The 22,759-nt window shown below is 67.5% G+C and carries 24 protein-coding genes; 10 read left to right on the top strand and 14 right to left on the bottom strand.

All coding sequences use genetic code 11. The features are described from left to right. Positions 1-507: 507 nt before the first annotated feature. Together gltB and AC5Y3P_RS20090 are read left to right on the top strand one after the other, a co-directional pair. Positions 508-5,094: a glutamate synthase large subunit gene (gltB, locus tag AC5Y3P_RS20095; protein WP_500047698.1), complete on the top strand. Its 4,587-nt coding sequence runs from the start codon at positions 508-510 to the stop codon at positions 5,092-5,094. Further along, positions 5,087-6,556, top strand: coding sequence for a glutamate synthase subunit beta (locus tag AC5Y3P_RS20090; RefSeq protein WP_500047697.1), 1,470 nt, complete (start codon positions 5,087-5,089; stop codon positions 6,554-6,556). Before gltB ends, AC5Y3P_RS20090 begins: the two co-directional genes overlap by 8 nt. Before the next feature lie 363 nt (positions 6,557-6,919). On the opposite strand, the gene AC5Y3P_RS20085 is transcribed toward AC5Y3P_RS20090, so the two are convergent. The 4 genes from AC5Y3P_RS20085 to AC5Y3P_RS20070 all read right to left on the bottom strand — a co-directional run bounded on the left by AC5Y3P_RS20085 (position 6,920) and on the right by AC5Y3P_RS20070 (position 9,568). Beyond that, positions 6,920-7,549, bottom strand: coding sequence for a HEAT repeat domain-containing protein (locus tag AC5Y3P_RS20085; RefSeq protein WP_500047696.1), 630 nt, complete (start codon positions 7,547-7,549; stop codon positions 6,920-6,922). Continuing rightward, complete coding sequence (locus AC5Y3P_RS20080; protein ID WP_500047695.1) at positions 7,546-8,871, bottom strand: putative toxin; 1,326 nt, start codon at positions 8,869-8,871, stop codon at positions 7,546-7,548. Before AC5Y3P_RS20080 ends, AC5Y3P_RS20085 begins: the two co-directional genes overlap by 4 nt. 81 nt (positions 8,872-8,952) lie before the next feature. After that, positions 8,953-9,300 (bottom strand): YbaB/EbfC family nucleoid-associated protein, encoded by a 348-nt coding sequence (locus AC5Y3P_RS20075; RefSeq protein WP_500047694.1) that lies wholly within the window; start codon positions 9,298-9,300, stop codon positions 8,953-8,955. Continuing rightward, entirely contained in the window at positions 9,293-9,568 is a 276-nt protein-coding gene (locus AC5Y3P_RS20070; RefSeq protein WP_500047693.1) for a hypothetical protein, read from the bottom strand. Before AC5Y3P_RS20070 ends, AC5Y3P_RS20075 begins: the two co-directional genes overlap by 8 nt. Before the next feature lie 64 nt (positions 9,569-9,632). Here AC5Y3P_RS20070 and AC5Y3P_RS20065 point away from each other — a divergent pair, with 64 nt between their 5' ends. After that, on the top strand, positions 9,633-9,983 hold the full coding sequence (locus AC5Y3P_RS20065) for a hypothetical protein (RefSeq protein WP_500047692.1): 351 nt from the start codon (positions 9,633-9,635) through the stop codon (positions 9,981-9,983). 29 nt (positions 9,984-10,012) lie between these two features. Here the strand turns inward: AC5Y3P_RS20065 and AC5Y3P_RS20060 are convergent, their stop codons facing one another. Continuing rightward, a complete protein-coding gene (locus AC5Y3P_RS20060) occupies positions 10,013-10,306 on the bottom strand; it encodes a WXG100 family type VII secretion target (protein ID WP_500047691.1) in 294 nt (97 codons plus the stop codon). 3 nt (positions 10,307-10,309) lie between these two features. Continuing rightward, the gene (locus AC5Y3P_RS20055) at positions 10,310-10,630 is read right to left on the bottom strand and encodes a WXG100 family type VII secretion target (protein ID WP_500047690.1); all 321 of its coding nucleotides are present in this window, start codon (positions 10,628-10,630) and stop codon (positions 10,310-10,312) included. Between the two features lie 85 nt (positions 10,631-10,715). Between AC5Y3P_RS20055 and AC5Y3P_RS20050 the strand changes: the two genes are divergently transcribed. From AC5Y3P_RS20050 to AC5Y3P_RS20040, 3 genes are read left to right on the top strand one after another with little or no spacing between them, the layout of a single operon-like run. After that, a complete protein-coding gene (locus AC5Y3P_RS20050; RefSeq protein ID WP_500047689.1) occupies positions 10,716-11,177 on the top strand; it encodes a hypothetical protein in 462 nt (153 codons plus the stop codon). Positions 11,178-11,211: 34 nt separating this feature from the next. Then, positions 11,212-12,216, top strand: a complete 1,005-nt coding sequence (locus AC5Y3P_RS20045; protein WP_500047688.1) for a PHP domain-containing protein — start codon at positions 11,212-11,214, stop codon at positions 12,214-12,216. 52 nt (positions 12,217-12,268) lie between these two features. Next, positions 12,269-12,697 (top strand): hypothetical protein, encoded by a 429-nt coding sequence (locus AC5Y3P_RS20040; protein WP_500047687.1) that lies wholly within the window; start codon positions 12,269-12,271, stop codon positions 12,695-12,697. Positions 12,698-12,724: 27 nt separating this feature from the next. Here the strand turns inward: AC5Y3P_RS20040 and AC5Y3P_RS20035 are convergent, their stop codons facing one another. Further along, positions 12,725-13,744, bottom strand: coding sequence for an alpha/beta hydrolase (locus AC5Y3P_RS20035; protein ID WP_500047686.1), 1,020 nt, complete (start codon positions 13,742-13,744; stop codon positions 12,725-12,727). A gap of 158 nt (positions 13,745-13,902) precedes the next feature. Next, positions 13,903-14,532, bottom strand: a complete 630-nt coding sequence (locus AC5Y3P_RS20030; protein ID WP_500047722.1) for a TetR/AcrR family transcriptional regulator — start codon at positions 14,530-14,532, stop codon at positions 13,903-13,905. Between the two features lie 86 nt (positions 14,533-14,618). Between AC5Y3P_RS20030 and AC5Y3P_RS20025 the strand changes: the two genes are divergently transcribed. Further along, positions 14,619-16,088 (top strand): flavin-containing monooxygenase, encoded by a 1,470-nt coding sequence (locus tag AC5Y3P_RS20025; RefSeq protein WP_500047685.1) that lies wholly within the window; start codon positions 14,619-14,621, stop codon positions 16,086-16,088. A gap of 73 nt (positions 16,089-16,161) precedes the next feature. Here AC5Y3P_RS20025 and AC5Y3P_RS20020 read toward each other — a convergent pair whose 3' ends face one another. The 4 genes from AC5Y3P_RS20020 to AC5Y3P_RS20005 all read right to left on the bottom strand — a co-directional run bounded on the left by AC5Y3P_RS20020 (position 16,162) and on the right by AC5Y3P_RS20005 (position 18,197). Next, the gene (locus AC5Y3P_RS20020; protein WP_500047684.1) at positions 16,162-16,716 is read right to left on the bottom strand and encodes a hypothetical protein; all 555 of its coding nucleotides are present in this window, start codon (positions 16,714-16,716) and stop codon (positions 16,162-16,164) included. Positions 16,717-16,816: 100 nt separating this feature from the next. Next, positions 16,817-17,170: a type II toxin-antitoxin system PemK/MazF family toxin gene (locus AC5Y3P_RS20015; RefSeq protein ID WP_500047683.1), complete on the bottom strand. Its 354-nt coding sequence runs from the start codon at positions 17,168-17,170 to the stop codon at positions 16,817-16,819. Then, positions 17,157-17,393: a type II toxin-antitoxin system antitoxin MazE7 gene (locus tag AC5Y3P_RS20010; protein WP_500047682.1), complete on the bottom strand. Its 237-nt coding sequence runs from the start codon at positions 17,391-17,393 to the stop codon at positions 17,157-17,159. Before AC5Y3P_RS20010 ends, AC5Y3P_RS20015 begins: the two co-directional genes overlap by 14 nt. Positions 17,394-17,540: 147 nt before the next feature. Further along, on the bottom strand, positions 17,541-18,197 hold the full coding sequence (locus AC5Y3P_RS20005) for a DUF6474 family protein (protein WP_500047681.1): 657 nt from the start codon (positions 18,195-18,197) through the stop codon (positions 17,541-17,543). Positions 18,198-18,400: 203 nt separating this feature from the next. On the opposite strand from AC5Y3P_RS20005, the gene AC5Y3P_RS20000 reads away from it, so the two are divergent. The 3 genes from AC5Y3P_RS20000 to AC5Y3P_RS19990 are packed head-to-tail and all read left to right on the top strand — an operon-like array spanning position 18,401 to position 21,258. After that, on the top strand, positions 18,401-19,621 hold the full coding sequence (locus AC5Y3P_RS20000) for a hypothetical protein (protein WP_500047680.1): 1,221 nt from the start codon (positions 18,401-18,403) through the stop codon (positions 19,619-19,621). A 48-nt stretch (positions 19,622-19,669) separates the two neighbouring features. Continuing rightward, positions 19,670-20,161: an ImmA/IrrE family metallo-endopeptidase gene (locus tag AC5Y3P_RS19995; RefSeq protein WP_500047679.1), complete on the top strand. Its 492-nt coding sequence runs from the start codon at positions 19,670-19,672 to the stop codon at positions 20,159-20,161. Next, the gene (locus AC5Y3P_RS19990) at positions 20,158-21,258 is read left to right on the top strand and encodes a hypothetical protein (protein WP_500047678.1); all 1,101 of its coding nucleotides are present in this window, start codon (positions 20,158-20,160) and stop codon (positions 21,256-21,258) included. Before AC5Y3P_RS19995 ends, AC5Y3P_RS19990 begins: the two co-directional genes overlap by 4 nt. Here the strand turns inward: AC5Y3P_RS19990 and AC5Y3P_RS19985 are convergent. Together AC5Y3P_RS19985 and AC5Y3P_RS19980 are read right to left on the bottom strand one after the other, a co-directional pair. Continuing rightward, positions 21,255-21,653, bottom strand: a complete 399-nt coding sequence (locus tag AC5Y3P_RS19985) for a transcriptional regulator (protein ID WP_500047677.1) — start codon at positions 21,651-21,653, stop codon at positions 21,255-21,257. The two genes, AC5Y3P_RS19990 and AC5Y3P_RS19985, sit on opposite strands and share 4 nt — an antisense overlap. A gap of 464 nt (positions 21,654-22,117) precedes the next feature. Next, complete coding sequence (locus tag AC5Y3P_RS19980; protein ID WP_500047676.1) at positions 22,118-22,651, bottom strand: peptidase; 534 nt, start codon at positions 22,649-22,651, stop codon at positions 22,118-22,120. Positions 22,652-22,759: the final 108 nt, after the last annotated feature.

Raw genomic sequence — 22,759 nt, 5'->3', positions numbered from 1 at the left:
GCCAGCATTGCGCAAACCGGTGCGGTCCGGCGCTCGGTCAGGCCGAGCTGAATAACCGCAGGTGAGGCCCAATGCCAGCGGCAAGCGGGCGGCCCGACGCCGGAAGCGGCAAATTTTCTAAGAATTCGACACATTTTTCGACCGGCACTGACCCGGCTGGTCGAGCACGTAATTAAGCTGAAAGTAGCTGCGCTCCTGCGCTATTCGAGGTCTGGGCAGCCGGAACCGGGCCGTGATCAGGCATTCGACGCAGCAGCCGAGTTAGGGCTGGCTAAGTTGGCATGTCGGGTGGTTATTGCCTTATCGTTTTTTCACTTGTCGTGACCCGATCACAGGGGCCGCCGTCCAGCGCTGTGCGGAAGCTTCGGGTCCCCGGCAATGCGTACCAGGACATACCGAGGAGCACTGCCCGCTCCCTCCGGGGTGCGGTGTTGTTGCACCGACATATGGGACGCGTCCGGCGATGCGTCCCCAATATCTTCAGTGAAGGGTCAGGTGGGTTTTCCGGTGGGAAGAGCGCCCAGCGGGCTGTACAACCCCGCTAACGAGCACGATTCATGTGGCGTGGCGATGGTCGTGGACATGCACGGCCGGCGCAGCCGCGACATCGTGGACAAGGCCATTACCGCGCTGGTCAACCTGGAGCACCGCGGAGCGCAAGGCGCCGAGCCGAACACGGGCGACGGCGCGGGGATCCTGATCCAGGTCCCGGACAAGTTCCTGCGCGCGGTCGTCGACTTCGAGCTCCCCGAGCCGGGCCACTACGCCACCGGCATCGCGTTCCTGCCGCAGTCGTCCAGGGACGCCGCGGCGGCCTGCGCGGCACTGGAAAAGATCGTCGAGGCCGAAGGACTCGAGCTGCTCGGCTGGCGCGATGTGCCCACCGACGAAACCTCGCTGGGTGCGCTCGCCCGCGACGCCATGCCGACCTTCCGGCAGATCTTCATCGGCGGTGCCGACGGCATGGCGTTGGAGCGCCGGGCCTACGTGGTCCGCAAGCGCGCCGAGCACGAGCTCGGCACCAAGGGCCCCGGCCAGGACGGTCCCGGACGCGAAACCGTCTACTTCCCAAGCCTTTCCGGTGAGACCCTGGTGTACAAGGGCATGCTCACCACGCCGCAGCTGCGGGCGTTCTACCTGGACCTGCAGGACGAGCGGCTGGAGAGTGCACTGGGCATCGTGCATTCCCGGTTCTCCACCAACACCTTCCCGTCGTGGCCGCTCGCGCACCCGTTCCGGCGGGTGGCGCACAACGGTGAGATCAACACCGTCACCGGCAACGAGAACTGGATGCGGGCCCGCGAAGCGCTGATCCACACCGATGTATTCGGCTACCACAACGATCTGAACAAGATCTTCCCGGTGTGCACCCCGGGCGCCTCGGACACCGCCCGGTTCGACGAGGTACTCGAACTGCTGCACCTGGGTGGACGCTCGATCGCGCACGCGGTGCTGATGATGATTCCGGAGGCCTGGGAACGCAACACCGACATGGACCCGGCGCGGCGTGCCTTCTACGAGTTCCATGACTCGCTGATGGAGCCGTGGGACGGCCCGGCGTCGGTGTGCTTCACCGACGGCACCGTTGTCGGCGCAGTACTGGACCGCAACGGTCTGCGGCCCTCCCGGATCTGGGTCACCGACGACGGCCTGGTGGTGATGGCTTCGGAGGCCGGCGTCCTGGACATCGACCCGGCCAAGGTGGTGCAGCGGCTGCGGCTGCGGCCCGGCCGGATGTTCCTGGTCGACACCGCCCAGGGCCGCATCGTCTCGGACGAGGAGATCAAGGCCGAACTGGCCGCCGAGCACCCCTACCAGGAGTGGCTCGACGCAGGTCTGTTCCAGCTCTCGGAGTTGCCCGAGGGCAACTACGTCAAGATGCCGCACCACCGGGTGGTCGCCCGCCAGCAGATCTTCGGCTACACCTACGAGGAGTTGAACTTGCTGGTGGCGCCGATGGCGCGGACCGGCGCGGAGGCCCTGGGTTCGATGGGCACCGACACTCCGATCGCGGTGCTCTCGCAGCGGCCACGCATGCTCTACGACTACTTCCAGCAACTGTTCGCCCAGGTGACCAACCCGCCGCTGGACGCCATTCGCGAAGAGATCGTCACCAGCCTGCAGGGCTGTGTGGGGCCCGAGGGTGACCTGCTCAACCCGGACGAGAGTTCGTGTCGCCAGATCGTGCTGCCCCAGCCGATCCTGCGTAACGCTGAGCTGGCCAAGCTGATCAACGTGGACCCCGACCACGAGATCCGGGGCCGCAAGCACGGCATGCGGGCCGCGGTCATCCCGTGCCTGTACCCGGTCGCCGACGGCGGCCCGGGCCTGCGCCGCGCACTCGAGGATGTGCGCTCCCGGGTCTCGCAGGCGATCCGCAACGGCGCGCGCATCATCGTGCTGTCCGACCGCGAATCCAACGAGTGGCTGGCGCCGATCCCGTCGCTGCTGAGCACCTCGGCGGTGCACCACCACCTGGTCCGGGAACGCACCCGCACCCAGGTCGGTCTGGTGGTCGAGACCGGTGACGCCCGCGAGGTGCACCACATGGCGATGCTGTGCGGCTTCGGCGCGGCCGGGATCAACCCGTACATGGCCTTCGAGTCGATCGAGGACATGATCGACCGCGGCTTCATCACCGGTTTGACCAGTGACGAGGCCAAGGCGAACTACGTCAAGGCGGCCGGCAAGGGCGTGCTCAAGGTGATGTCCAAGATGGGCATCTCGACCCTGGCCTCCTACACCGGCGCCCAGCTGTTCCAGGCGGTCGGCATCAACCAGCGGGTGCTCGACGAGTACTTCACCGGATTGCATTGCGCCACCGGGGGTATCGATCTCGACGACATCGCCGCCGACGTCGCGGCGCGGCATCAGCTGGCCTATCTGGAGCGGCCCGACGAGCGCGCCCACCGGGAACTCGAGGTGGGCGGTGAGTACCAGTGGCGTCGCGAAGGTGAGTACCACCTGTTCAACCCGGACACCGTGTTCAAGTTGCAGCACTCGACGCGCACCGGCCAGTACTCGGTGTTCAAGGAGTACACCCGCCTGGTCGACGACCAGAGCGAGCGGATGGCCTCGCTGCGCGGTCTGCTGAAGTTCCGCGACGACGTCCGCGAACCGGTTCCGCTCGACGAGGTCGAGCCGGCCAGCGAGATCGTCAAACGCTTCTCGACCGGCGCGATGAGCTACGGCTCGATCTCGGCCGAAGCCCACGAGACGCTCGCGATCGCGATGAATCGCCTTGGCGGACGCTCGAACTCGGGTGAGGGCGGCGAGGACGCCGACCGCTTCGAGCCGGACGCCAACGGCGACTGGCGGCGGAGCGCGATCAAGCAGGTGGCTTCCGCGCGGTTCGGTGTCACCAGCCATTACCTGACCAACTGCACCGACATCCAGATCAAGATGGCCCAGGGCGCCAAGCCCGGCGAGGGTGGGCAGCTGCCCGGCCACAAGGTCTACCCGTGGGTGGCCGAGGTGCGGCACTCCACGCCGGGGGTGGGTTTGATCTCGCCGCCGCCGCACCACGACATCTACTCGATCGAGGACCTGGCGCAGCTGATCCACGATCTGAAGAACGCCAACCCGGGCGCGCGGATCCACGTCAAGCTGGTGTCGGAGAACGGTGTCGGCACGGTGGCCGCGGGGGTCTCCAAGGCGCACGCCGACGTGGTGCTGATCTCCGGGCACGACGGCGGCACCGGTGCCACCCCGCTGACCTCGCAGAAGCACGCCGGGGCGCCGTGGGAGCTCGGCCTGGCCGAGACTCAGCAGACGCTGCTGCTCAACGGACTGCGCGACCGGATCGTGGTGCAGGTCGACGGCCAGCTCAAGACCGGGCGCGACGTGGTGGTCGCGGCCTTGCTGGGCGCCGAGGAATTCGGTTTCGCCACCGCGCCGCTGGTGGTGTCCGGCTGCATCATGATGCGGGTCTGCCACCTGGACACCTGCCCGGTGGGCGTGGCCACCCAGAACCCGGTGTTGCGGGAACGGTTCACCGGTAAGCCGGAATTCGTGGAGAACTTCTTCCTGTTCATCGCCGAAGAGGTTCGCGAACTCATGGCGCAGTTGGGTTTCCGCACCGTCAACGAGATGGTCGGTCAGGTCAATGCGCTGGACACCACGCGGGCTGCCGAGCACTGGAAGGCCTACAAGCTGGACCTGTCGCCGGTGCTGCACGAGCCCGAATCGGCGTTCATGAACCAGAACCTGTACTGCACGTCGGGTCAGGACCACGGCTTGGAGAAGGCGCTGGACCAGCAGCTGATCTTGCAGTGCCGGGAGGCCCTGGACCATGGCACGCCGGTGCGGTTGCGCACCAGCATCGCGAACGTCAACCGCACGGTCGGCACCATGCTCGGTCACGAGGTCACCAAGGCCTATGGCGGGCAAGGACTTCCGGACGGCACCATCGACATCACCTTCGAGGGTTCGGCCGGCAACAGCTTCGGCGCCTTCGTGCCCAAGGGCATCACGCTGCGGGTCTACGGCGATGCCAACGACTACGTCGGCAAGGGTCTGTCCGGCGGGCGCATCGTGGTGCGGCCCTCGGATGGGGCACCGGCCGACTACGTCGCCGAGGACAACATCATCGGCGGAAACGTGATCCTGTTCGGCGCCACCAGCGGCCAGGCGTTCCTGCGCGGCGTGGTCGGCGAGCGGTTCGCGGTGCGTAACTCCGGTGCGCACGCGGTGGTCGAAGGTGTCGGTGATCATGGCTGCGAGTACATGACCGGCGGCCGGGTGGTCATCCTGGGCGGGACCGGACGCAACTTCGCTGCGGGGATGTCCGGCGGAGTCGCCTTCGTCTACGACCCGGACCGGGCGCTGGAGGGCAACCTCAACAAGGAAATGGTCGAGCTGGAGAGCCTGGCCGACGCCAACGATGTGGATTGGCTGCACGAGATGATCACTGCACACGTCGATGCAACGGATTCGGCGGTGGGACAGCGCATTCTGTCCGACTGGCCGGCGCAGCAGGCGAACTTTGTCAAGGTGATGCCGCGCGACTACAAACGCGTGCTGGCGGCGGTGGCAGAGGCCGAGGCGGCCGGCGCGGACGTCAACGAAGCGATCATGGCGGCCGCTCGTGGGTGATCCAAGCGGCTTCCTCAAGCACACCGAACGCGAACTGCCCGAGCGCAGGCCGGTCCCGCTGCGACTGCAGGACTGGAAGGAAGTCTACGAAGACTTCAGCCACGACACCCTGCAGGTGCAGGCATCGCGCTGCATGGACTGCGGTATTCCGTTCTGCCACAACGGTTGCCCGTTGGGTAACTTGATCCCGGAATGGAACGACCTGGTCTTCCGCGGTCAGTGGCGGGAAGGCATCGAGCGGCTGCACGCCACCAACAACTTCCCGGAGTTCACCGGCCGGCTGTGCCCGGCGCCGTGTGAAGCGTCCTGCGTGCTGGGTATCAACCAGCCTGCCGTGACCATCAAGCAGGTCGAGGTCGAGCTCATCGAGAACGCGTTCGACGAGGGCTGGGTGGTGCCGCTGCCACCGGACGTGGTCACCGGCAAGAAGGTCGCCGTGGTGGGCTCGGGCCCCGCAGGTCTGGCGGCCGCCCAGCAGCTGACCCGGGCCGGACATCACGTCACGGTCTTCGAACGCGCGGACCGGATCGGCGGGTTGCTGCGTTACGGAATCCCGGAATTCAAGATGGAGAAGCACTTCATCGACCGTCGTCTGGACCAGATGAGCGCCGAGGGCACCGAGTTCCGCACCAACGTCAACGTCGGCGTCGACGTCACCGTCGAGCAGTTGCGCGAAGACTTCGACGCGGTGTTGCTGGCCGGTGGGGCCACCGCCTGGCGGGACCTGCCAGTGCCCGGACGTCAACTCGACGGGATCCACCAGGCCATGGAGTTCCTGCCCTGGGCCAACCGGGTGCAGCTCGGTGACGACGTGCTCGACGAGAACGGCCAGCCGCCGATCACGGCCAAGGGCAAGAAGGTCGTCATCATCGGCGGCGGTGACACCGGAGCCGACTGCCTGGGCACCTCACACCGGCAAGGCGCGGCCAGCGTGCACCAGCTCGAGATCATGCCGCGACCCCCGGCCACCCGCGCGGAGTCGACTCCCTGGCCGACCTATCCGCTGATGTTCCGGGTGTCCTCGGCACACGAGGAGGGCGGCGAGCGGGTGTTCTCGGTGAACACCGAGGAGTTCCTCGGTGACGAGAACGGCCGGGTGCGTGCGCTCAAACTGCACGAGGTCGAGATGAAGGCCGGCAAGTTCGAGCGGATCGAAGGCTCCGACTTCGAACTGGAGGCCGACCTGGTGCTGCTTGCGATGGGCTTCGTCGGTCCCGAACGCGAAGGCCTGCTCACCGAGTTGGGTGTGGAGTTGACCGAGCGCGGCAACGTGGCGCGCGACGACGACTTCCAGACCTCGGTTCCGGGCGTTTTCGTGGCCGGTGACATGGGCCGGGGGCAGTCGCTGATCGTGTGGGCGATCGCCGAAGGCCGGGCCGCGGCCGCCGGCGTGGACCGCTACCTGGTGGGCGAGACGGCGCTACCGGCGCCGATCAAGCCGACCGCGGCCCCGCAGCGCTGACGTTTCAGTCACACCAGTCACACCTGTCTCAATAAAATCATCTTATTTATTCTCGGCGCGCCTCGGCCAGTTTGCCAGAAGCCGGCGTTCTAATGGCAGACAGCGGGCGCTCCGATATGGTAGGGCCCCTGGGTCCAGCTTATTTCCGAGCGCAGGAGTGGTAGCGGTGCACACAACGTCACTGACTCGCACGCGGGTGGGCAGAATCGCGTGGTCCCTGTTCCGTCATCCGGTCAAGAGCCGCGAGTTCCCCGCCAAGCACGAGCGCCTGGTAACCCGGGCCGAGTTGCTGCACTACGGCATCTGAGCGGATCCGAACGGCCGGCCGGTCTCGGGCGCCTGACGCCCGCGCAATTTGCTGCGTCAGCCGTCTGCGGCGGGGAGTTTGGTCAACGCCTGTCGGGCCGCTGCCCCAACGTCCGGGTCCGGATCATCGAGCAACGCCGTGACCTGCTCCCGCACCCCCCGCGCCCGCTGCCGGGCCAGCGCCTGCACGGCCTGATAGCGCACCGCCGCATCCGGATCGCGAAGTAGCCGCTCGGACAGCGCGATGGCTGCCGGCGATTTGAACTTGCCCAGCCATTTCACCAAATGCCAACGGCGCGGGCTGGTTCCGAGTTGGTCGAGCAGCTCGCCGACGGCCTCGACGTGCGCGGCGGTGCCGATCTCGACCAGCGCCAGGGTGGCGGCCTCGAGTTCGTGATTGGTCAGCGGTGGATCCAGCTGGAACTGGGCCAGTACGACGTCGAACGCGCGTTGGTCACCGCGGGCGTGCTTGGTGATCAGGTTGCGCAGCAACGCAGCCCGCCAACCATCCCGGTTGTCCGCGGCGGGCACCCGTTCGTCGAGGTGCTCGAGCCAATCCACCATCAGTGGCACGGCCTGCGGATAGTCGGTGCGGGAATTCAGCAGTGCGGCAAGGGATTCCTCCGAAATGCCGGCCGCCTCCAGGTCGGCCCGCATCCGCTGTTCGGGCGATGCGGCCGACGTCATGACAGTGCCTCGGGTCTGATCACGACATCGAGGCCGGGATAGCGTTCCTCGAGTCTCTGCTCGACGCCGTCGGCGCCCTGGGTGCGGTCGACATCAGTGACGATCACCATGGTGTATCCGTTCTCCTGCGCCCACTTGGCCATATCGCGCAGCTGGCTGGTGGCGCTCAGTCGCTGTACGTTCTTGATCTCGGTCAGCGTCTTGGTGGTCGGGTCGAGTACGTCGGGAATCCGGTACTTCTCGCGCTGCTTCGGCGTGGCGTTCTGGTCGTTGGCGTAGGGATAGATCCGGGTCTTCTGCTGGCTTTGGATCCCGGACCGCTGCTCGGCCGCCATGCCCTTGCGCCGATTCTCCGCCAGACGCTCCCGGGGGGTCGGCGCCACCTTCCGCGGCGTGAGGGCCAGCAGGGTGTCGGCGCTGGTCAAGGCCTTGGCCAAGGAGGTCTGCGCCACGCCCAGGTCTTTGATGGTGCGAGTGGCCTCGGTGCGCAGCCCCTCGTTGAGGTTGTTGCAGTGCGAGGCGGCCAGCTCGATGTGGAACTTGTTGATGATCTTGGCGAGCCGGCCAAACCGGCCCAACCCGCCGAACACCATGAGCAGGTTGAGTTCCATCAAGGTGGTGCGCATGAAACCCTGCACCTGGTCGAGCTTGTTGCCGTAATCCGTGCACGCCCGGGACAGATCGCCGGCAGCCGCGGCGACGTCGACGCCGATCGACCGCGCTGTATTCATCTTCGCCGCCACCGAGGCAATCTCGGCGGTGTCGACATTCATCAGCAGGTTGATTTCTTCGGGGCCGGCGGCGTCGTTCACTTCGACCAGCCGGAGACCGAACGCCTGCCAAGCGGCACCCGCGGCTCGCAGCGTGTCCGGATTGCCATTGGGCCAGCCGTCGGTGACCTTCTCGGCCACCCAATGCCAACCGGTCGGCTCCGGGGTGGTGCCACCGGCGGCCGACGGCAGGTCTGGGGTACCGGCGAGATAGGTGCCCTCGGTCTCGCCGACGGGTGTGACCGGGTCGCCGTCGGCGTCGCGCCGATTGAGGTCCGACGCCTGTTCGGTTTGGTCGTGGTTGATGCCGGTCTGCTGCAGCAGGTTGCCGATGTTATGCAGTGCGTTGACCATCCGCTGGGCGACCCGTGCGGCCTGATCCGAGGTGGTGTCATACGCGGTGGCCCACTGCGGACCCACCCCGTGACTGCCAGCGGCGTTCGCCGTCTGCAACGCACCGCCGAGCGTGCCCAGGGCGTTCCCGGCACCGTCGCTGTCTCCTTTGTAGGCCGCGGCGGTGTCGTAGTAAAGCTCCGGATCGACGTCTGTCATGCGAGGTTCCCCGAGTCGTGGATGGCTGGTTCAAACCCTAACGGCGAAGTCGCGGGCAGCGACGCACCGAAAGTCCGGTCCTCAGTCGAGGTGGTGTTCGGCCTTGAACCGCGCGATGAACTGTTCGGCCTGCGCCTCGAGTTCCGGTTCGGCGCCGGCATACGTCTCGTCGACCAGCTCCTGGGCAGCCCAGAGCACCTCGTTGATCCGGTGAGCGGCTTCGCGGGCATCGAGGGCGCACAGCCGGTCGTCGAGGCGCAACCCGATCAGCCGGCCATTGCCGTTGAGGGTGACCTCGACCATTCCGGCCGCGTCCGCGGCGACGTAATGGCTGTCGGCGAGCTGTCGGATCTGCCGGTGCAGATCGTCGGCGTTGGCCCGGACCTGTTGCCACTGCCGGGCCAGGTCTTCGAAACCGTCGTCAACCATCGCGCAATCCGGAATCCCGGTTCGCCTCGGCCAGTGGCTCCAGCACGGCCGGGTCGTAGGGCTGCGGCAAATAGCTGATCGCCAAGTCGAGCCGCTCGGCGCCGAGCGCGGCGGGGTCGCGACCCAGGTCCGCGCAGTGCGCGGCCAGCACGTCGCGCTTGCGGGCGAACTCCTCCGGCGTTCCGCCGACGTCGTCGGCGGCCTGCCAGACCGCCAACATCTCGGCCCAGGTGGTGTTCTGCGGTGAAGTCTTGAAAGCGAAGCGCACCACAACAACAGTAGGCTGCGGGCATGACCCGGCAGCGCACCTCCGGCCCGGCGGCGCAGGTTCGATGTCCTACGACCTGAGCGTCTACGGCACCCGCAGGCTCGATGTCGGCGAACTCACCACCCTGGTCGCATCGATGGCTGACCTCGAACTCGACGATGCGTGCGGCGACGAAGTCAAAGTCCTTAGCGACGGCGGATACTCGTTCACCGTCTTCGGACCCGACGACGTCGATTCCGCGGAGCTACCGGATGCCGTTGCCGGCACCCAGCCGCGTCCGGCGGTGGCCTGGCAGCTGGTGGTGGAGGGCAGTGATCCCGACCAGTTCGGCACCGCGCAAAGCTTTGCCCGTGCTCTCGCGGCGGCATCCGGCGGCGTGGTCTACGACGAACAGACCGCAGCGATCCTCGACTGACCAATTGCCTCGGATGGGCTCGGCGCTGCTCAGGCGCCACCCCACATCGCCGTGTTCACCTCATTGTTGTGCGAGTAGTTGCGGTGGGTGATGTGCGCGTTGCGCTGCATGCGGCCGGCTTCCTCGCCGAGTTCCTCGGCCCATTCCTTCCAATACACCAAGCGCTGCGCGAACGCCGCATAGGCGACGCCGCCCCAGCTGCGATGCAAACCGCGCAGTTCGGCCTCGGCGTCTTGGAGGCATTGCTGCATCACGACGGCGAACCGCTGCAATTCGTCGGCCATATCGGCCAGGGCCGGTTCATTGACGGTGCGGCGCGCCATGTTTCACAGATTTCGGTTCGGGATGGCAGTCAGCGCTTCCACATGCTCGCCGATCAACTCGGCGTAGACCTTCACGCTGCTGGACAGCGCTGCGCCGATGAATCTCAGATCCGCGAGCATCTCGGCACACTCGTCATCGATCTCTTCCCACTTCGACAGAAACGACGAAGCGGCCGGCCCGGTCCACGACGTGCGCATACCCGCCACCTGCGTGTTGATCTGCCGGCGCTTGCCGTCGCTCTCGGCATAGGCGTGTTGGGCGCATTGGCTGGCGCGCAGCAGATCGCCCAAATGCGCGCGCACCACGTTCCCGTCAGGCGTCATCGGGTTGCTCCTTGCAACTGGTGTCCGCAGTCAGAGTAGTCGGCCCCTAGAGTGGGCTGCGACGCGAAATTCGAGGAGGCGAGGCGTGGCCGGTTGGCGTGATGCGGTGAGCCAAGAGGCGCAGGACGACTTGGATGATCTGACTGGCGCTGCGGTCGACTTCGCCGTCCGCCAGCTCGACGACCAGGGCGGGTTCGTGCCGTTCGCGTTGGCGGTCAGCCTCGACGGCGCCAAACAGGTCGTCGCGGCGAACTTTTCCGACGACACCGACCTGGACGGGGCCGCGCAGCTGGCCGCGCAGTGGGATGCCGTAGTGCAGGTCAAGCACACCCTGCGGGCCGTCGCGGTGGCCGTCGACGTGCGGCTGCCGGACCGGGGCCAGGACGGCATCGAGCTGACCGTCGAACACCGTGAGGGCATCGCGATCGGCCTGGTGTTCCCGTACACGCGCGGCGCGGCAGGCGGCCACGACGTCGAGGCCCCCGCCGCGCATTCCGCGGTGCGCAGGGTCTGGCCCATGCCGGGACCTACGGTTCGGTCGCTCTAGACCAGCCGCGCGCGCACTGGTCCACACTGGAAACATGGACCCGGTCGAGGCGCTTCGGCAGATCGCCTACTACAAAGATCGCGCGCGCGAGGACAGCCGGCGGGTGATGGCCTACCGCAACGCCGCCGACGTCGTCGACGCGCTCAGCGACGACGAACGCGGCCGGCACGCCGCGGCCGGCAGCTGGCAGACCCTGCCCGGGATCGGACCGAAGACCGCAAAAGTGATCGCCCAGGCCTGCGCCGGTCGAGTTCCCGACACGCTGGCTGAATTACGAGCGGCGGCAAAGGATCTCGGCGGCGGCACGATCCGGGCGGCACTGCGCGGCGACCTGCACCTGCATTCCAACTGGTCGGACGGTTCGGCGCCGATCGAGGAGATGATGGCCACCGCGCGAGCCCTGGGCCACGAATACTGTGCGCTGACCGACCACTCGCCCCGGCTGAAGATCGCCAACGGTTTGTCTGCCGAACGACTCCGGCGCCAGCTGGACGTGATCGACGAACTGCGCGAGCAGTTCGCACCGATGCGGATCCTGACCGGCATCGAAGTCGACATCCTCGACGACGGCAGCCTGGACCAGGAACCCGAACTGCTGGACCGGCTCGACGTCGTCGTGGTCAGCGTGCACTCCAAGCTCAGGATGGACGCTGCGGCGATGACGCGCCGGATGGTGCGCGCGGTCTCCGACCACAACGTCTCGGTGCTCGGTCACTGCACCGGCCGGCTGGTCACCGGCGGGCGCGGGATGCGGCCGGAATCGGAGTTCGACGCCGAGAAGGTGTTCACCGCCTGCCGTGACCACGGCACCGCGGTGGAGATCAACTCCCGCCCGGAACGCCGGGATCCGCCGTCCCGGCTGATCGAGCTGGCGCTGCAGATCGGCTGCGATTTCGCGATCGACACCGATGCGCACGCACCCGGCCAGCTGGACTTCCTCGGTTACGGCGCGCAACGCGCGCTGGACAACGGGGTGCCCACCGAGCGGATCGTCAACACCTGGCCGGTCGAGCGACTGCTGAGTTGGGCGGCCGGCTGACCGACGCGCTGCCGGTCGGGGCGGCCACCGCCGGTGGCTACACTGCCCGGCTATGGCCCTCGATCTCGGACTCGACACCCGGCTGACGCTGCTGGCCGCCGGGCTGATTTTCCTGCTCGCCCTGATCCTGGGGATCTGGAAGTACCGGCAGATGGCCGTCAACGAGAACCACCTGGCGCACCCGTACGTCGACATCGCGCACCGGGCGGCGCTGCTGTACTCCTTCGCCACCTTGCTGGCAGCGGTCTTCGTCGAGCTCAGCGCGTGGCCGACGGCGGTGAACCTGGGCGCGGCCGGCGTGCTGGTGTTCTTCTTCGTGGTCGCTATTGCCAGCTACATCCTGCACGGGGCCAAACGGGACACCACCAACCAGTTCAGCCATCCCGACGCGTTCCTGCACGTCGGGATGGCCGCCCTGATCATCGGTGAGGTCGGTGGCTTCGCGGTGCTGCTGGCCGGTTTCGTGGCCGCCCAGTTCTGAACCGGGCGGCCACCGGGCCGGAACCGGTCAGGCCACGCCGAGCGCCGGCCCGACGGTGGTGTTCCAGGACTCCTGCATCTCGGATTCGAACAGACCCCAGGTGTGCGAGCCGTCCGGACGCACCACGTAGGTGACCGGCACACCTGCGGCGTTGGCCGCGTCGGCGAACCGGCGGGTGCTTTCGGCGACGATCCGCTCGATCAAACCGCCGGTGAAGTTGGGTCCGAACCCTTCGGGCAGCCGGTCCACCTCGCCGACGTTGCCGCTGGCCGACGCCGCAGCGTAAATCGCGACCCCGCGCAGCTTTTCGACGTTCTTCGACGGGTCGTGCGCAATCCACAGCGGGCCACCCTGCGGGCCCCACATGTTGTCGGCGCTCACGCCGCCGCCCATCAGCGTCAGGCCCACCTGCTGGGCGTCGTCGGCGGGGGTGAGCAAACCGCTGTAGGACGCCACGGCCCGGTAGCGGCCCGGCGCCTGGACCGCGTAGTCGACCGCGGTGCCGCCGGTGCTGGACAAACCGCCGACCGCGTTCCGTCCGTTGGTGTTGTACTGCGCGTCGATCAGCGGCGGCAGTTCGGAGGTCATGTAGGTCTGGTACTGCTTGCTGGGATCGTTGACCCAATTTGTGTACCAGCTGAACTGGCCGCCCAGCGGGGAAACCACGTTGACGTTCTTGTTGGCGAAAAAGCCCTGAACATCGGTCATTCCGAACCAACTCTTGGTGCCCGGCGCCCAGTGGCCACCCGGGTCCAGGTTGTCGCCGCCGTCGATACCGGGCAGCAGGTAGAAGGTGGGCGCACCGCTGCGCGGCGCCTTGAACACGTCGTTGACGATCACTTTGTTCATCGCCGGCGAATACACCGAAACCTTGTCCCACCGGTCGGTGACGTGCTCAATGCCGGTGATGTGCGGGCCCTGCCCGGTCGGCGCGGCGGGTTCAGCCGGGTCGGCCTGCGCGAACGGCGCGATCGGCGTGGAAATCGAAATGGCAAATGTCATGGCGGTCGCGGCCAACGCCGCGACGATCCCCCGAATTTTGTTCACCGACAGATTATGGGCAGCGCCGATGACGCCCGCAAGCGATCATTCCGGCGCCGGGCGCGCACCGGGATGCATTACCCGGCAGGCGAAATGCAGCTAGCTGCAGGTTCACCGACCGCCAGCTACCCGCCGTCGCGGAACCGCCACACTTCTTTATCCGGCTAGGGCGATTCGCCGTAGATGCTGGTCATCCAGATGTGGGTCAGGGTGTCCACCATGTCGGCGGTGCGGACCGCCGGCCGCTCGCCGGCCAGCGCCGCGATCATCGCGCGCTCGTTCATCTGGTTCAGCGCCACCGCCAGATCGGCGGCAGGGATGGTGTGCGGCGCGGCGCCGCGTTGCCGCTCGGCTTCGATCAGCGCGGTGGTCAGGTCGATCCACTGCTGCATGAACGCCGACCAGGACTGGCGCACCTCGGCGTTGGTGGTCAAGGCCTGCGCGCCGGCCCGCGCCAACGTGGGATGCGCGGCGAACGCGGTGAAGAAGGTGTTGATGCCGTCCCGGAAGGCGCGCCGCGGATCGGCGGGCAATGCGCTGACCCCGGCGAAGCCGGAGTTGGCCCGCTGGATCAGCGGGTCGAGCAGCGAGAGCAGGACGGCTTCCTTGGAGGCGAAGTAGAAGTAGAACGTCGGCCGTGAGATGCCCGCGCCCTTGGCCAGGTCATCGACCGAGATCTCGGCAAACGACTTGTGCTCGAGCAGCTTGTGCGCGGTGGCGAGGATGGCCTGTTCTCGGTCGTCGCCGGAGGGGCGGGTGGTGCGTCTGCCCCGGCTGGGACGGGAGGTGTCCATGGTTGCCACGCCGCCGAGTTTACACGGTGTCGAGTTTACTCAACATACTGTTGACCACATCGACAGTGCGTTGATACTCTCGCGTCATGACCGAATTCTTCGATGTCGTGATCATCGGAGCCGGGATCTCCGGCATCAGCGCGGCCTGGCATCTGCAGCAGCGGTGCCCGGACAAGACCTTCGTGATCCTGGAGCGCCGGGACGACCTCGGCGGTACCTGGGACCTGTTCAAGTACCCCGGTATCCGATCGGACTCCGACATGTTCACTCTGGGCTTCCGGTTCAAGCCGTGGCGCTCGGCCAAGGGCATCGCCGACGGCGCCGAGATCAAGGCCTATATCAAGGAAGCCGCCGTCGAGAACGGCATCGACAAGCACATCCGCTACGGCACCAAGGTGACCGCCGCGGACTGGTCGGACACCGACAACCAGTGGACCATCACGATCGAACGGGACGGCGAAACCGAGCAGGTCCACGCGGGCTTCGCCTTCGCCTGCAGCGGCTACTACAACTACGACGAGGGCTACACCCCGGAATTCCCCGGGGTGGCCGATTTCCAGGGCACGCTGATCCACCCGCAGCACTGGCCCGAAGACCTCGACTACGCCGGCAAGAAGATCGTCGTGATCGGCAGCGGTGCCACCGCGGTGACGCTGATCCCCGCGCTGGCCAACACCGGCGCCGGGCACGTGACGATGCTGCAGCGCTCGCCGACCTACGTCGGTGCGCTGCCGCTGATCGACCCGGTGGCCAAGCGGGCCAACAAATGGCTACCGGACAAACTCGCGCACATCGTCAACCGGATCAAGGCCATCACGTTCAGCACCGCGCAATACCAACTGTCGCGGTGGTTCCCCGGCTACATGCGCAAGACCCTGCTGACCATGGCCAAGCATCGGCTGCCGGAGGGCTACGACGTCGAGAAGCATTTCGGGCCCAGCTACAACCCGTGGGACGAGCGGCTGTGCCTGGCGCCCAACGGAGATCTGTTCAAGACCATCCGGGCCGGCAAGGCCGACGTCGTCACCGACACCATCGAGCGGTTCACCGCCACCGGCATCAAGCTCAGCTCCGGAGAAGAGTTGGAAGCCGACATCATCATCACGGCCACCGGGCTGCAGCTGCAGCTCTTCGGCGGCGCCACGGTCAGCCGCAACGGCGAGACCGTCGATCCGGGTCAACGGTTGGCCTACCGGGCACTGATGCTCGAGGGGCTACCCAACGCTGCCTTCACCTTCGGCTACGTCAACGCGTCCTGGACGCTGAAGGCCGACCTGGTCTCGGAGTACGTCTGCCGACTGCTGAACTACATGGACGCGCACGGCTACGACGTGGTCGAACCGCAGACCCCCGGCGACGACGTGGAACGGCTGCCGTTCACCGACATGTCCTCGGGCTACTTCGCTCGGTCGATGCATCTGCTGCCGCGCCGAGGATCGCGTGGGCCCTGGCAGATCCGGCACAACTACCTGTTGGACATGGATTCGCTGCGGCGCCGTCCGATCGACGACCCGGCCCTGCACTTCAGCAGGCACCGGGCAGCCGTGACGGCCTAGCGGCGGTCAGGTCCGGAACGACAGAACGCACCCGGGTTCCGGGTGCGTTCTGTCGTTGCGGATACCGCGTCGTTCAGTCTTCGTCAGCTTGCCGGCGCAGGCGGCGCACCAGCAGCACCGCCAGCACACTCACCGCGAGCGCAACGATGAACGGCACCGGCGAGCGGCCGACGCCGTCGACCGGAACCGGGGCGGGCCGGCGCGCCGCGTCGCTGGCCGTCTGCACCGTCGACTTGGCCTGCGCGGCGACTTCCTTGGCGGCTTCGGACGGAGCAGCCGGACCGTTGGACGCGGACAGCGGCGCCGGGCTGGGAGCAGCTGCGGGTTTGGCGGCCGGCTCGGCCGGGGTATCTGGGGTGGCCTTCGCCGGAGCGCTCTTGGCGGGCGCCTTCTTGGCCGGTGCTTTCTTGGCCGGGGCCTTCTTGGCGGCCTTGGCCGGCGCCTTCTTTGCGGGTGCTTTCTTGGCGGCGGCCTTCTTGGCCGGTTCTGCCTGGGCCGGTTCTGCCTGGGCCGCTGCCGGATCAGCCGCAGCTGGCGCGGCGGGCGGTTTCTCGGCGGCAGGCTCGGCGGCCGGTGCCGGCGGCGGAGCGGGCTCCGCGCGGTCGGGCAGGTCCTGCTGGTCGGCCATGGGGCTGCTCCTTTGCAGTTGAGATCGTTCGCCGGCAGTGCTTGCCATCATGCCAGCTGGGCTGCACTGGGCCGGATGCTGTGGTCTTCTTTGGTGCTGGTCAGTTGGTTTCGAGGATGAGTGCCAGGGATTTCTCGATCTGGGTCATGGTCTGGTCGTCGAGTGTTCCGAGGTGCTGGAGGAGTCGGGCTCGGCTGATGGCGCGTACGGCGCGGCAGACTGCGACGCTGTTGGTTTCGACGCCTTGTTCTGGGGTGATCGTGGGTCGCAGCGGTGTTGGTGTGCGAGAGCTTGACACTGGTACTACGACGATGAGTTCGGTGGGCTCGCCGGTGAGGAGGTCGTCGGCTGAGGCGACGACGGCGGGGCGGTGTTTGGCGGGTTCTCCTGGTCGGCCGGCGCCGAGTGCGACGAGCCACAGTTCGCCGCGGCGTGGAGTTTTAGTCGATGCCATCGGTGTCCGTTTCGGCCCAGTCGTTGTCCTCGGCGAGGGCGTCGGGGCTGGTGGATTCGGCGCGGGTGGCGGCGCGTTCGGCGGCGAAGGCGGCTTCGCGTTCTTCGCGGGCGGCCCATTCGTTGATGAGGGCGGTGATGGAGATGCCCCGGTGTCGGGCTTGTGCGTTGAGGCGGTCGCGTGTCTCGACCGGGACGCGGATGGTCGTGGTTTGCGTAGCCATATGCGTAGATATTACTCGTCTACACAGTGGCCGGGCCGGCGAATTCGGCTGGTAAGTGCTGACCGTTTGGTTCGTAGCCGCTGATTGAGCCTGCGGTTGAGGTGGGAGGGTGAGAAGTTCTTGGGCCTTTTTCGGCCCGAGGCTGCGTCAGAGCACCCCGAGCCGGGCCAGCAGATCGGCCTCGATCCCGTCGAGCTGATCCGAGATGGCGGTCTGGGCCGCTCGCCGACGGCCGGCGGGCATCGCCTCGGCGGTGCCGATGGCCGCCGCGAGGTCGGTCAGCCGCGCGTTGATGGCCGCCACGAACTGTTTGGTCTCGGCGTCCTTCGGGTTCTTCTCGGCCACCGTGCGCAGCGAACGTTCGGCCCCCGAGATCCGAGCCGATAGCTCGCCGGAGGGCCCGGAGAACTGACCGAGCTGACTCAACGGCACGCCGAGGCGCTCGGCGCGCCGCTCGTCGAGCAGGCCGCGCACCGCCGTCGCGCCGCGATACACGATCGGGACCAGCACCGGCGCCAGCAGCCGCGCGACCGTCAGCGTGCGCCGAACCCGCGTCGGGGAGAACAGCTTGCCCTCCTGGGCGGCCTTCAACTCGGCTTGGGCGATCTTGAGCGCGGCCTGGTCGGACTTGCGCTGGGCTCGGAGCTGAGCTTTGAGGGCCTTGTTCTCCGAACGGGCCGTGGCCTTGATTCGGCGCACCTCGTTCTTGGCCTCGAGCTTGGCCTCCAACCGGGCCTTGGCCTTGAGTGCCTTCGCCTCGGCGCGGCGCGTCGCTCGGCTCTTTCGCTTGCTGAACAGGCCCATGCCTGGCCGCCTTCCGATGTCGTCGCTGGCAGTGCGTCGTCGCGGATCCGCTCGTGGCGGGGTACCTCCACCAGCGGTGGGTCAACCCTAGCGGTTGGCCCAATGACCGAAATTCCCCACCTGCGAATATGCGACAATGACCGAGGGTGACGGCGACGTCACGCCCGCGGGAACAGACCACGATACGAGAGCGCGGAGAGACGGTGGAGACCTCACGGCTGCGAAGCGCGGTCATCGGCAGCGTGCTGGCGTGTGGTCTGCTCGCAGGCGGTTCCGGCGGGTTCGGCATCGCCACCGCCGACGCCCTCCCAATCCTGGACCGGCTGTTCGGCGACGACCGACACGACAAGAACAAGGACCGCCCGGTCTCGGGCGGGCCGCGCGCGTCGTTCGGTGCCGACCGGGTCGGCGCAGGTGACGCCTTCCGCAACGGCAGGGACGGCCGAACCGGGCCGGCCGACCGGGTCCGGCCACGAACTGTGGTCAAGGGCGCGACCACGCAGCAGACCGCGGCGGATCGTCGGCGGGACGACGCCGTCGACGGCGTGGCCAGCGGCTCGGTCAAGGTGAACCGCGGTCAGGTCAAGCCGGGCCGCGGCGACCAGGAAGCACAGCCCGCCCAGACCGACCAGTCGGACACTTCCGACCCTGCGACCACCGACCTGTCGGTGGGTATCGAGGTCCACCTCGACCTGGGCGACGCGGTCGGATCGGTCCCGTTGTTCGGCAACTGGTCCCTCGATGCTCCGGCCGCCGCGACCGAGGTCCGTGGCGGCGGCGGCGCCCAGACCAGCGGTGGGCCGATGGCCGGTGGCCGCCCCGGCCTGGCTCCGCTGTCATTCGCGGTGGGACCGCGCCGGATCAATCCGGCGCCCCGCAGCACCCCGGCGGGCACGCCGCAGACCGCGAACGCTCCGACCGTGAGCACCCCCGGGAATCAGCCGGCGACCACCCTGGTCCCCAGAAAGCAGACTTCACAGATCCTGCGCCCGGCGCCGGCTGCGCCGCAGACGCCGGTCGCACCTGCTGCGCCGCAGGCGCCCGCCGTGCTGAGTCCGCCGCCCGCGGCGCCGGTGCCGGCGGTGCCGCCGCCCGTCGCGGTCCCGGTGGTCCCGCCGCCGGCCGTACCGGTGGCTCCGCCGAGTGCGCCCGCTCCGCAGACACCGCAGAGCCCGGCCGTACGTGCCGAAGCGCCGGCCGCCCCGACGCTCGACGTCGACCGCACACCGGTGTCCCCGGTGGCGTTCCGGGCCGGCTACCCGGAGTACCTGCGCAGCGTGCAACCGGTGCAATTGGCCGGGTTGGCGCTCACCGGCGTCGCGGGCCTGGCCATCCTGACCGCCATCGGCAGCGTGATCGGCTATCGGCAGGCACGGGCCGGGCTGGCGGTGCGCGCCGCCGGCACCGCGAGGTTCCTGCAATGACGGGCGTTGTGGCCGTCGCTGGGCGATGCCCGAGTTCGGCGAGTTGAGATGGCGACCAGTCGGCGGGTGACCCGCGCGGTCGGAGACGTGGTCGACCTGGCGCCACGCCGGGGCGAGGTGACGCTGCACCGGCTGGTCGACGCCGTCGGCGTCAGCCGCGGGCGACCGATCGAAGTCAGCACCGAGGAACTGCCCGACGGTGTGTGCGGGCAGTGGCGCCAGTACGCCGACCGGGACGTGTTCCTGATCCAGCAGGGTCTGCCGACCTGGGAGCGGACCCTGGCCCACGAGCTGGGGCACCTGGTGCTCGGCCATGACGGCGTCCCGATCGCCGACGTGGCGCGGGCGGCCACCGAACTGGCCGGCGACTCGTTGATCGAGTACATGCTGCATCAGCGCAGCGGGTGCATGGGGCCGGGCGGTGAGGACGTCGAGCAGGAGGCCGAGGACTTCGCGGCGCTGTTGATCTACCGACTGGGCCGGATGCCGTCGGATCGGTCGTCGATCGTTCAGGTTCGGCTTGGCGAGGCGTTTGGTTGACGGTCTGGGTGATCGCTGGGCTGCTGGCGTTGGCCACCGGCGTCCGGATCGGCTGGGCATTGGTCAACAAGCAGTCCTTGGTCAGTGCCGCGATGATCATTGCGCTGGGCAGCTTGGCGCTGGTGGCCGCATTCAATTGGCCGCCGCTGACGCTGTTCATCGACGACGCCGTGGGCTGGCCGAACGTGTCGGTGGCGTTGAGCCAGGTGGCGCTGATCGCGTGCGCCGCGGGTAGTTCGGTGATGATCACGGCGGTGGCCGCCCGCTGGCCGCAGCCGGTGGTGCGTCGAATAGCGTTGGCGCAGTACGCAATCGCGACGCTGGTTGCGATCATCACGTTGGTCTTGTTCTTCCGCGCCGCGCGCCAGCCGGAGGTGGCGCCGGCCGAGTACCTGGCCAACAATCTGGATTCGCCGAGCGTCTCGTTGCCGTGGCTGCTGCCGCTGCTCTACATCGCGCTGGCCTTGGCGGTGGTCTCGGTGGCCGGGGTGCGGCATTCGAATCGAACCCGGCGCGGCCGGGCGCTGTTCGTCTTCACCCTGGGCATGCTGCTGATCTTGCTGGCGACCGCGTACTTCGTGCTGCGGGCCAGCGGCACCACAGCACTGCTTCCGGTCAGTTCGGCGTTGGTGCTGTTGGGGGTTGCGATGGCGGTGATCGGCGCCGGGTCGCTGTTGCCCACCATCGAGGACTGGTTCGCCGGACGCCGGGAATTGGCCCTGACCGAACCGCTGCTGACCGAGCTGCAACGTCGGCAGCCGGACCTGGGTATCGGTGTGCGGCCGCGCGGGCCGATCGTCTATCGGGTGGCTGAGCGGCTGTCGTTGATTTCCGACGCGCTGTACCTGGAAGCCAGCGCGGCCCTGCACCGACGGCCGGGCTCCGGTGCGGCGACGGCGCAGCGACCCGAGGTCTCCGGCAGTGCGCAGGCCCGAGCCGTGGCCGAGTGGATCCGCAACGGGCGCGGTGATCGTGATGGCGCGGAAACCTTCCCGGGCCCGGAGTGGCTACGCCAGCCCGAGGACTACTCGGACCGGGAGTGGATCATCGAGATCGCGCGGCAGTACCGGGATCTCGACGAGGCGCCGGAAGACTAGTCGGGCAGCTGCTCGCGGCGACGCAACTCCTCGGCCTTTTGCACCAGATCCTGCTGGGCTTCCGGGGACAGTCCGACCGTGCGTGCGGCGACCCGACGGACGCCTTCGTCGCGCATGTTGGCCAGCCAGGACAGTTCCCGATCGAGCTTCTCGTAGTACTCGTCGTCGGTGAAGTAGGCCGGCTTGATGCGGAAGAAATTGGCCAGGGCCGTCATCGTCGCCGACGACGGGTTGGTGCGATTACCCGAGCGGAGCTGCGAAAGGTACGGCGCCGACATGGTGACACCTTCGGACTTCAGCGCGGCGATCACCTCAGCCGAGGTGTGCGGGCCGCGCCCTGGGGGGTACACCGTTTCGAACAGGCGATTCAATCGCGCAGCGAACGTTGTACTCATCGTATCGACCTCCACCTACCAGCACTCAGTGCTCTCTCAGTGCTCTTCCCCGATTCCTTTGCTGACCATCGTAGCGACTCTATTCCTGTTAACCAAGTGCAAACCTTTGGGAAATTGACGCGAGCGTGGCTGGGGGTGCGTAGCGGAACTGTGCGACGGGTGCGTGAGTTCGGCACGGCTCAAGGGGCAATGAGCACTACAACATTGCGCGACTTACGGAAGTTCTTGCATGGCAGCGCCGAAATCGAGCCGTGCTCGACCCCGAATACGGCAGCGTCAGGGCAACCGGCAGTGCATGCGCAAATGCCGGAGTCGGCGTTTGCTGGAGACGCTTAAAATTGTCTAATTTGGTGACCCGTGAGACCAGATCCGGGAGCGGTCAGCGAACAACTGAAGCTATCTTTTTGACACCTGTCCGACTTTCGCGTGGTAACTCAAGCGCGGATCCGCCGACTGAGCCAGGGTCAGGCGGCCAGCAGCATCGCCAGGATCGCGGTGTCCGGGTGACTGATCGGATCCACCCCGATCCGGCTGACCATCGACGTGATGGTGCCGTCGGACTCGGCTTCGACCCACGCCGCCCGATGTTCGAGACCAAGGTGCGGCAGTCCGGGCAGCAGCACGCACCCGGACGCCGCGCCCACGCATTCCGGTAGCGACGGCGTGGTTTCCGACGGTGGATGCAGCATCAGCAGCGCCGGCGGCTGGTGGTCGGCGAAATGGCCCGGCGCAATGGCGGCATCACCGACCACGGTGCCCTCGGCCAGGACCAGTCCGACCGTCCCGGGCTCGGGTGCTTCGGGCAGCTCTTCGCGCACCCCGAAGATGGTCGTGGTGGACAACAATCCCGGCAGCGAGGCCACCCGTACGGCAGCCATCAGTAGTTGCGCCCATTCCTTGGTGGAATCCGGCCACCGGCCAGAGACCACGAAGCCCTTCAGCGCACCACGAGAATGAAAGGGAGCGAGGCCGATCGCCCGCCCAGACCCTGACTCCATCTGCCCTCCGCGAGTGCTCTGGCGGTGAACTACCTGCGACACGACTGCGGGTCGGTGCGCTACAGGATGAGGCACCAGGCCGCTGGCACGCAAGAGGACACGAGTGCC

Source organism: Mycobacterium sp. NGS45 (assembly GCF_059812645.1).
Note: the sequence above shows the minus strand (reverse complement) of the source record. Positions and strands in the feature narration are given on the sequence as shown.

What these genes read in the sequence shown, in the direction of transcription:
- AC5Y3P_RS20085 (WP_500047696.1), bottom strand. Translation starts at nt 7,549, where the DNA reads ATGACGTCGGCCGCATCGCCCGAACAGCGGATGCGGGCCGACCTGGAG.
- AC5Y3P_RS20080 (WP_500047695.1), bottom strand. Translation starts at nt 8,871, where the DNA reads ATGACAGACGTCGATCCGGAGCTTTACTACGACACCGCCGCGGCCTAC.
- AC5Y3P_RS20075 (WP_500047694.1), bottom strand. Translation starts at nt 9,300, where the DNA reads ATGGTTGACGACGGTTTCGAAGACCTGGCCCGGCAGTGGCAACAGGTC.
- AC5Y3P_RS20065 (WP_500047692.1), top strand. Translation starts at nt 9,633, where the DNA reads ATGTCCTACGACCTGAGCGTCTACGGCACCCGCAGGCTCGATGTCGGC.
- AC5Y3P_RS20060 (WP_500047691.1), bottom strand. Translation starts at nt 10,306, where the DNA reads ATGGCGCGCCGCACCGTCAATGAACCGGCCCTGGCCGATATGGCCGAC.
- AC5Y3P_RS20055 (WP_500047690.1), bottom strand. Translation starts at nt 10,630, where the DNA reads ATGACGCCTGACGGGAACGTGGTGCGCGCGCATTTGGGCGATCTGCTG.
- AC5Y3P_RS20045 (WP_500047688.1), top strand. Translation starts at nt 11,212, where the DNA reads ATGGACCCGGTCGAGGCGCTTCGGCAGATCGCCTACTACAAAGATCGC.
- AC5Y3P_RS20040 (WP_500047687.1), top strand. Translation starts at nt 12,269, where the DNA reads ATGGCCCTCGATCTCGGACTCGACACCCGGCTGACGCTGCTGGCCGCC.
- AC5Y3P_RS20030 (WP_500047722.1), bottom strand. Translation starts at nt 14,532, where the DNA reads ATGGACACCTCCCGTCCCAGCCGGGGCAGACGCACCACCCGCCCCTCC.
- AC5Y3P_RS20025 (WP_500047685.1), top strand. Translation starts at nt 14,619, where the DNA reads ATGACCGAATTCTTCGATGTCGTGATCATCGGAGCCGGGATCTCCGGC.
- AC5Y3P_RS20020 (WP_500047684.1), bottom strand. Translation starts at nt 16,716, where the DNA reads ATGGCCGACCAGCAGGACCTGCCCGACCGCGCGGAGCCCGCTCCGCCG.
- AC5Y3P_RS20015 (WP_500047683.1), bottom strand. Translation starts at nt 17,170, where the DNA reads ATGGCATCGACTAAAACTCCACGCCGCGGCGAACTGTGGCTCGTCGCA.
- AC5Y3P_RS20010 (WP_500047682.1), bottom strand. Translation starts at nt 17,393, where the DNA reads ATGGCTACGCAAACCACGACCATCCGCGTCCCGGTCGAGACACGCGAC.
- AC5Y3P_RS20005 (WP_500047681.1), bottom strand. Translation starts at nt 18,197, where the DNA reads ATGGGCCTGTTCAGCAAGCGAAAGAGCCGAGCGACGCGCCGCGCCGAG.
- AC5Y3P_RS19995 (WP_500047679.1), top strand. Translation starts at nt 19,670, where the DNA reads ATGGCGACCAGTCGGCGGGTGACCCGCGCGGTCGGAGACGTGGTCGAC.
- AC5Y3P_RS19985 (WP_500047677.1), bottom strand. Translation starts at nt 21,653, where the DNA reads ATGAGTACAACGTTCGCTGCGCGATTGAATCGCCTGTTCGAAACGGTG.
- AC5Y3P_RS19980 (WP_500047676.1), bottom strand. Translation starts at nt 22,651, where the DNA reads ATGGAGTCAGGGTCTGGGCGGGCGATCGGCCTCGCTCCCTTTCATTCT.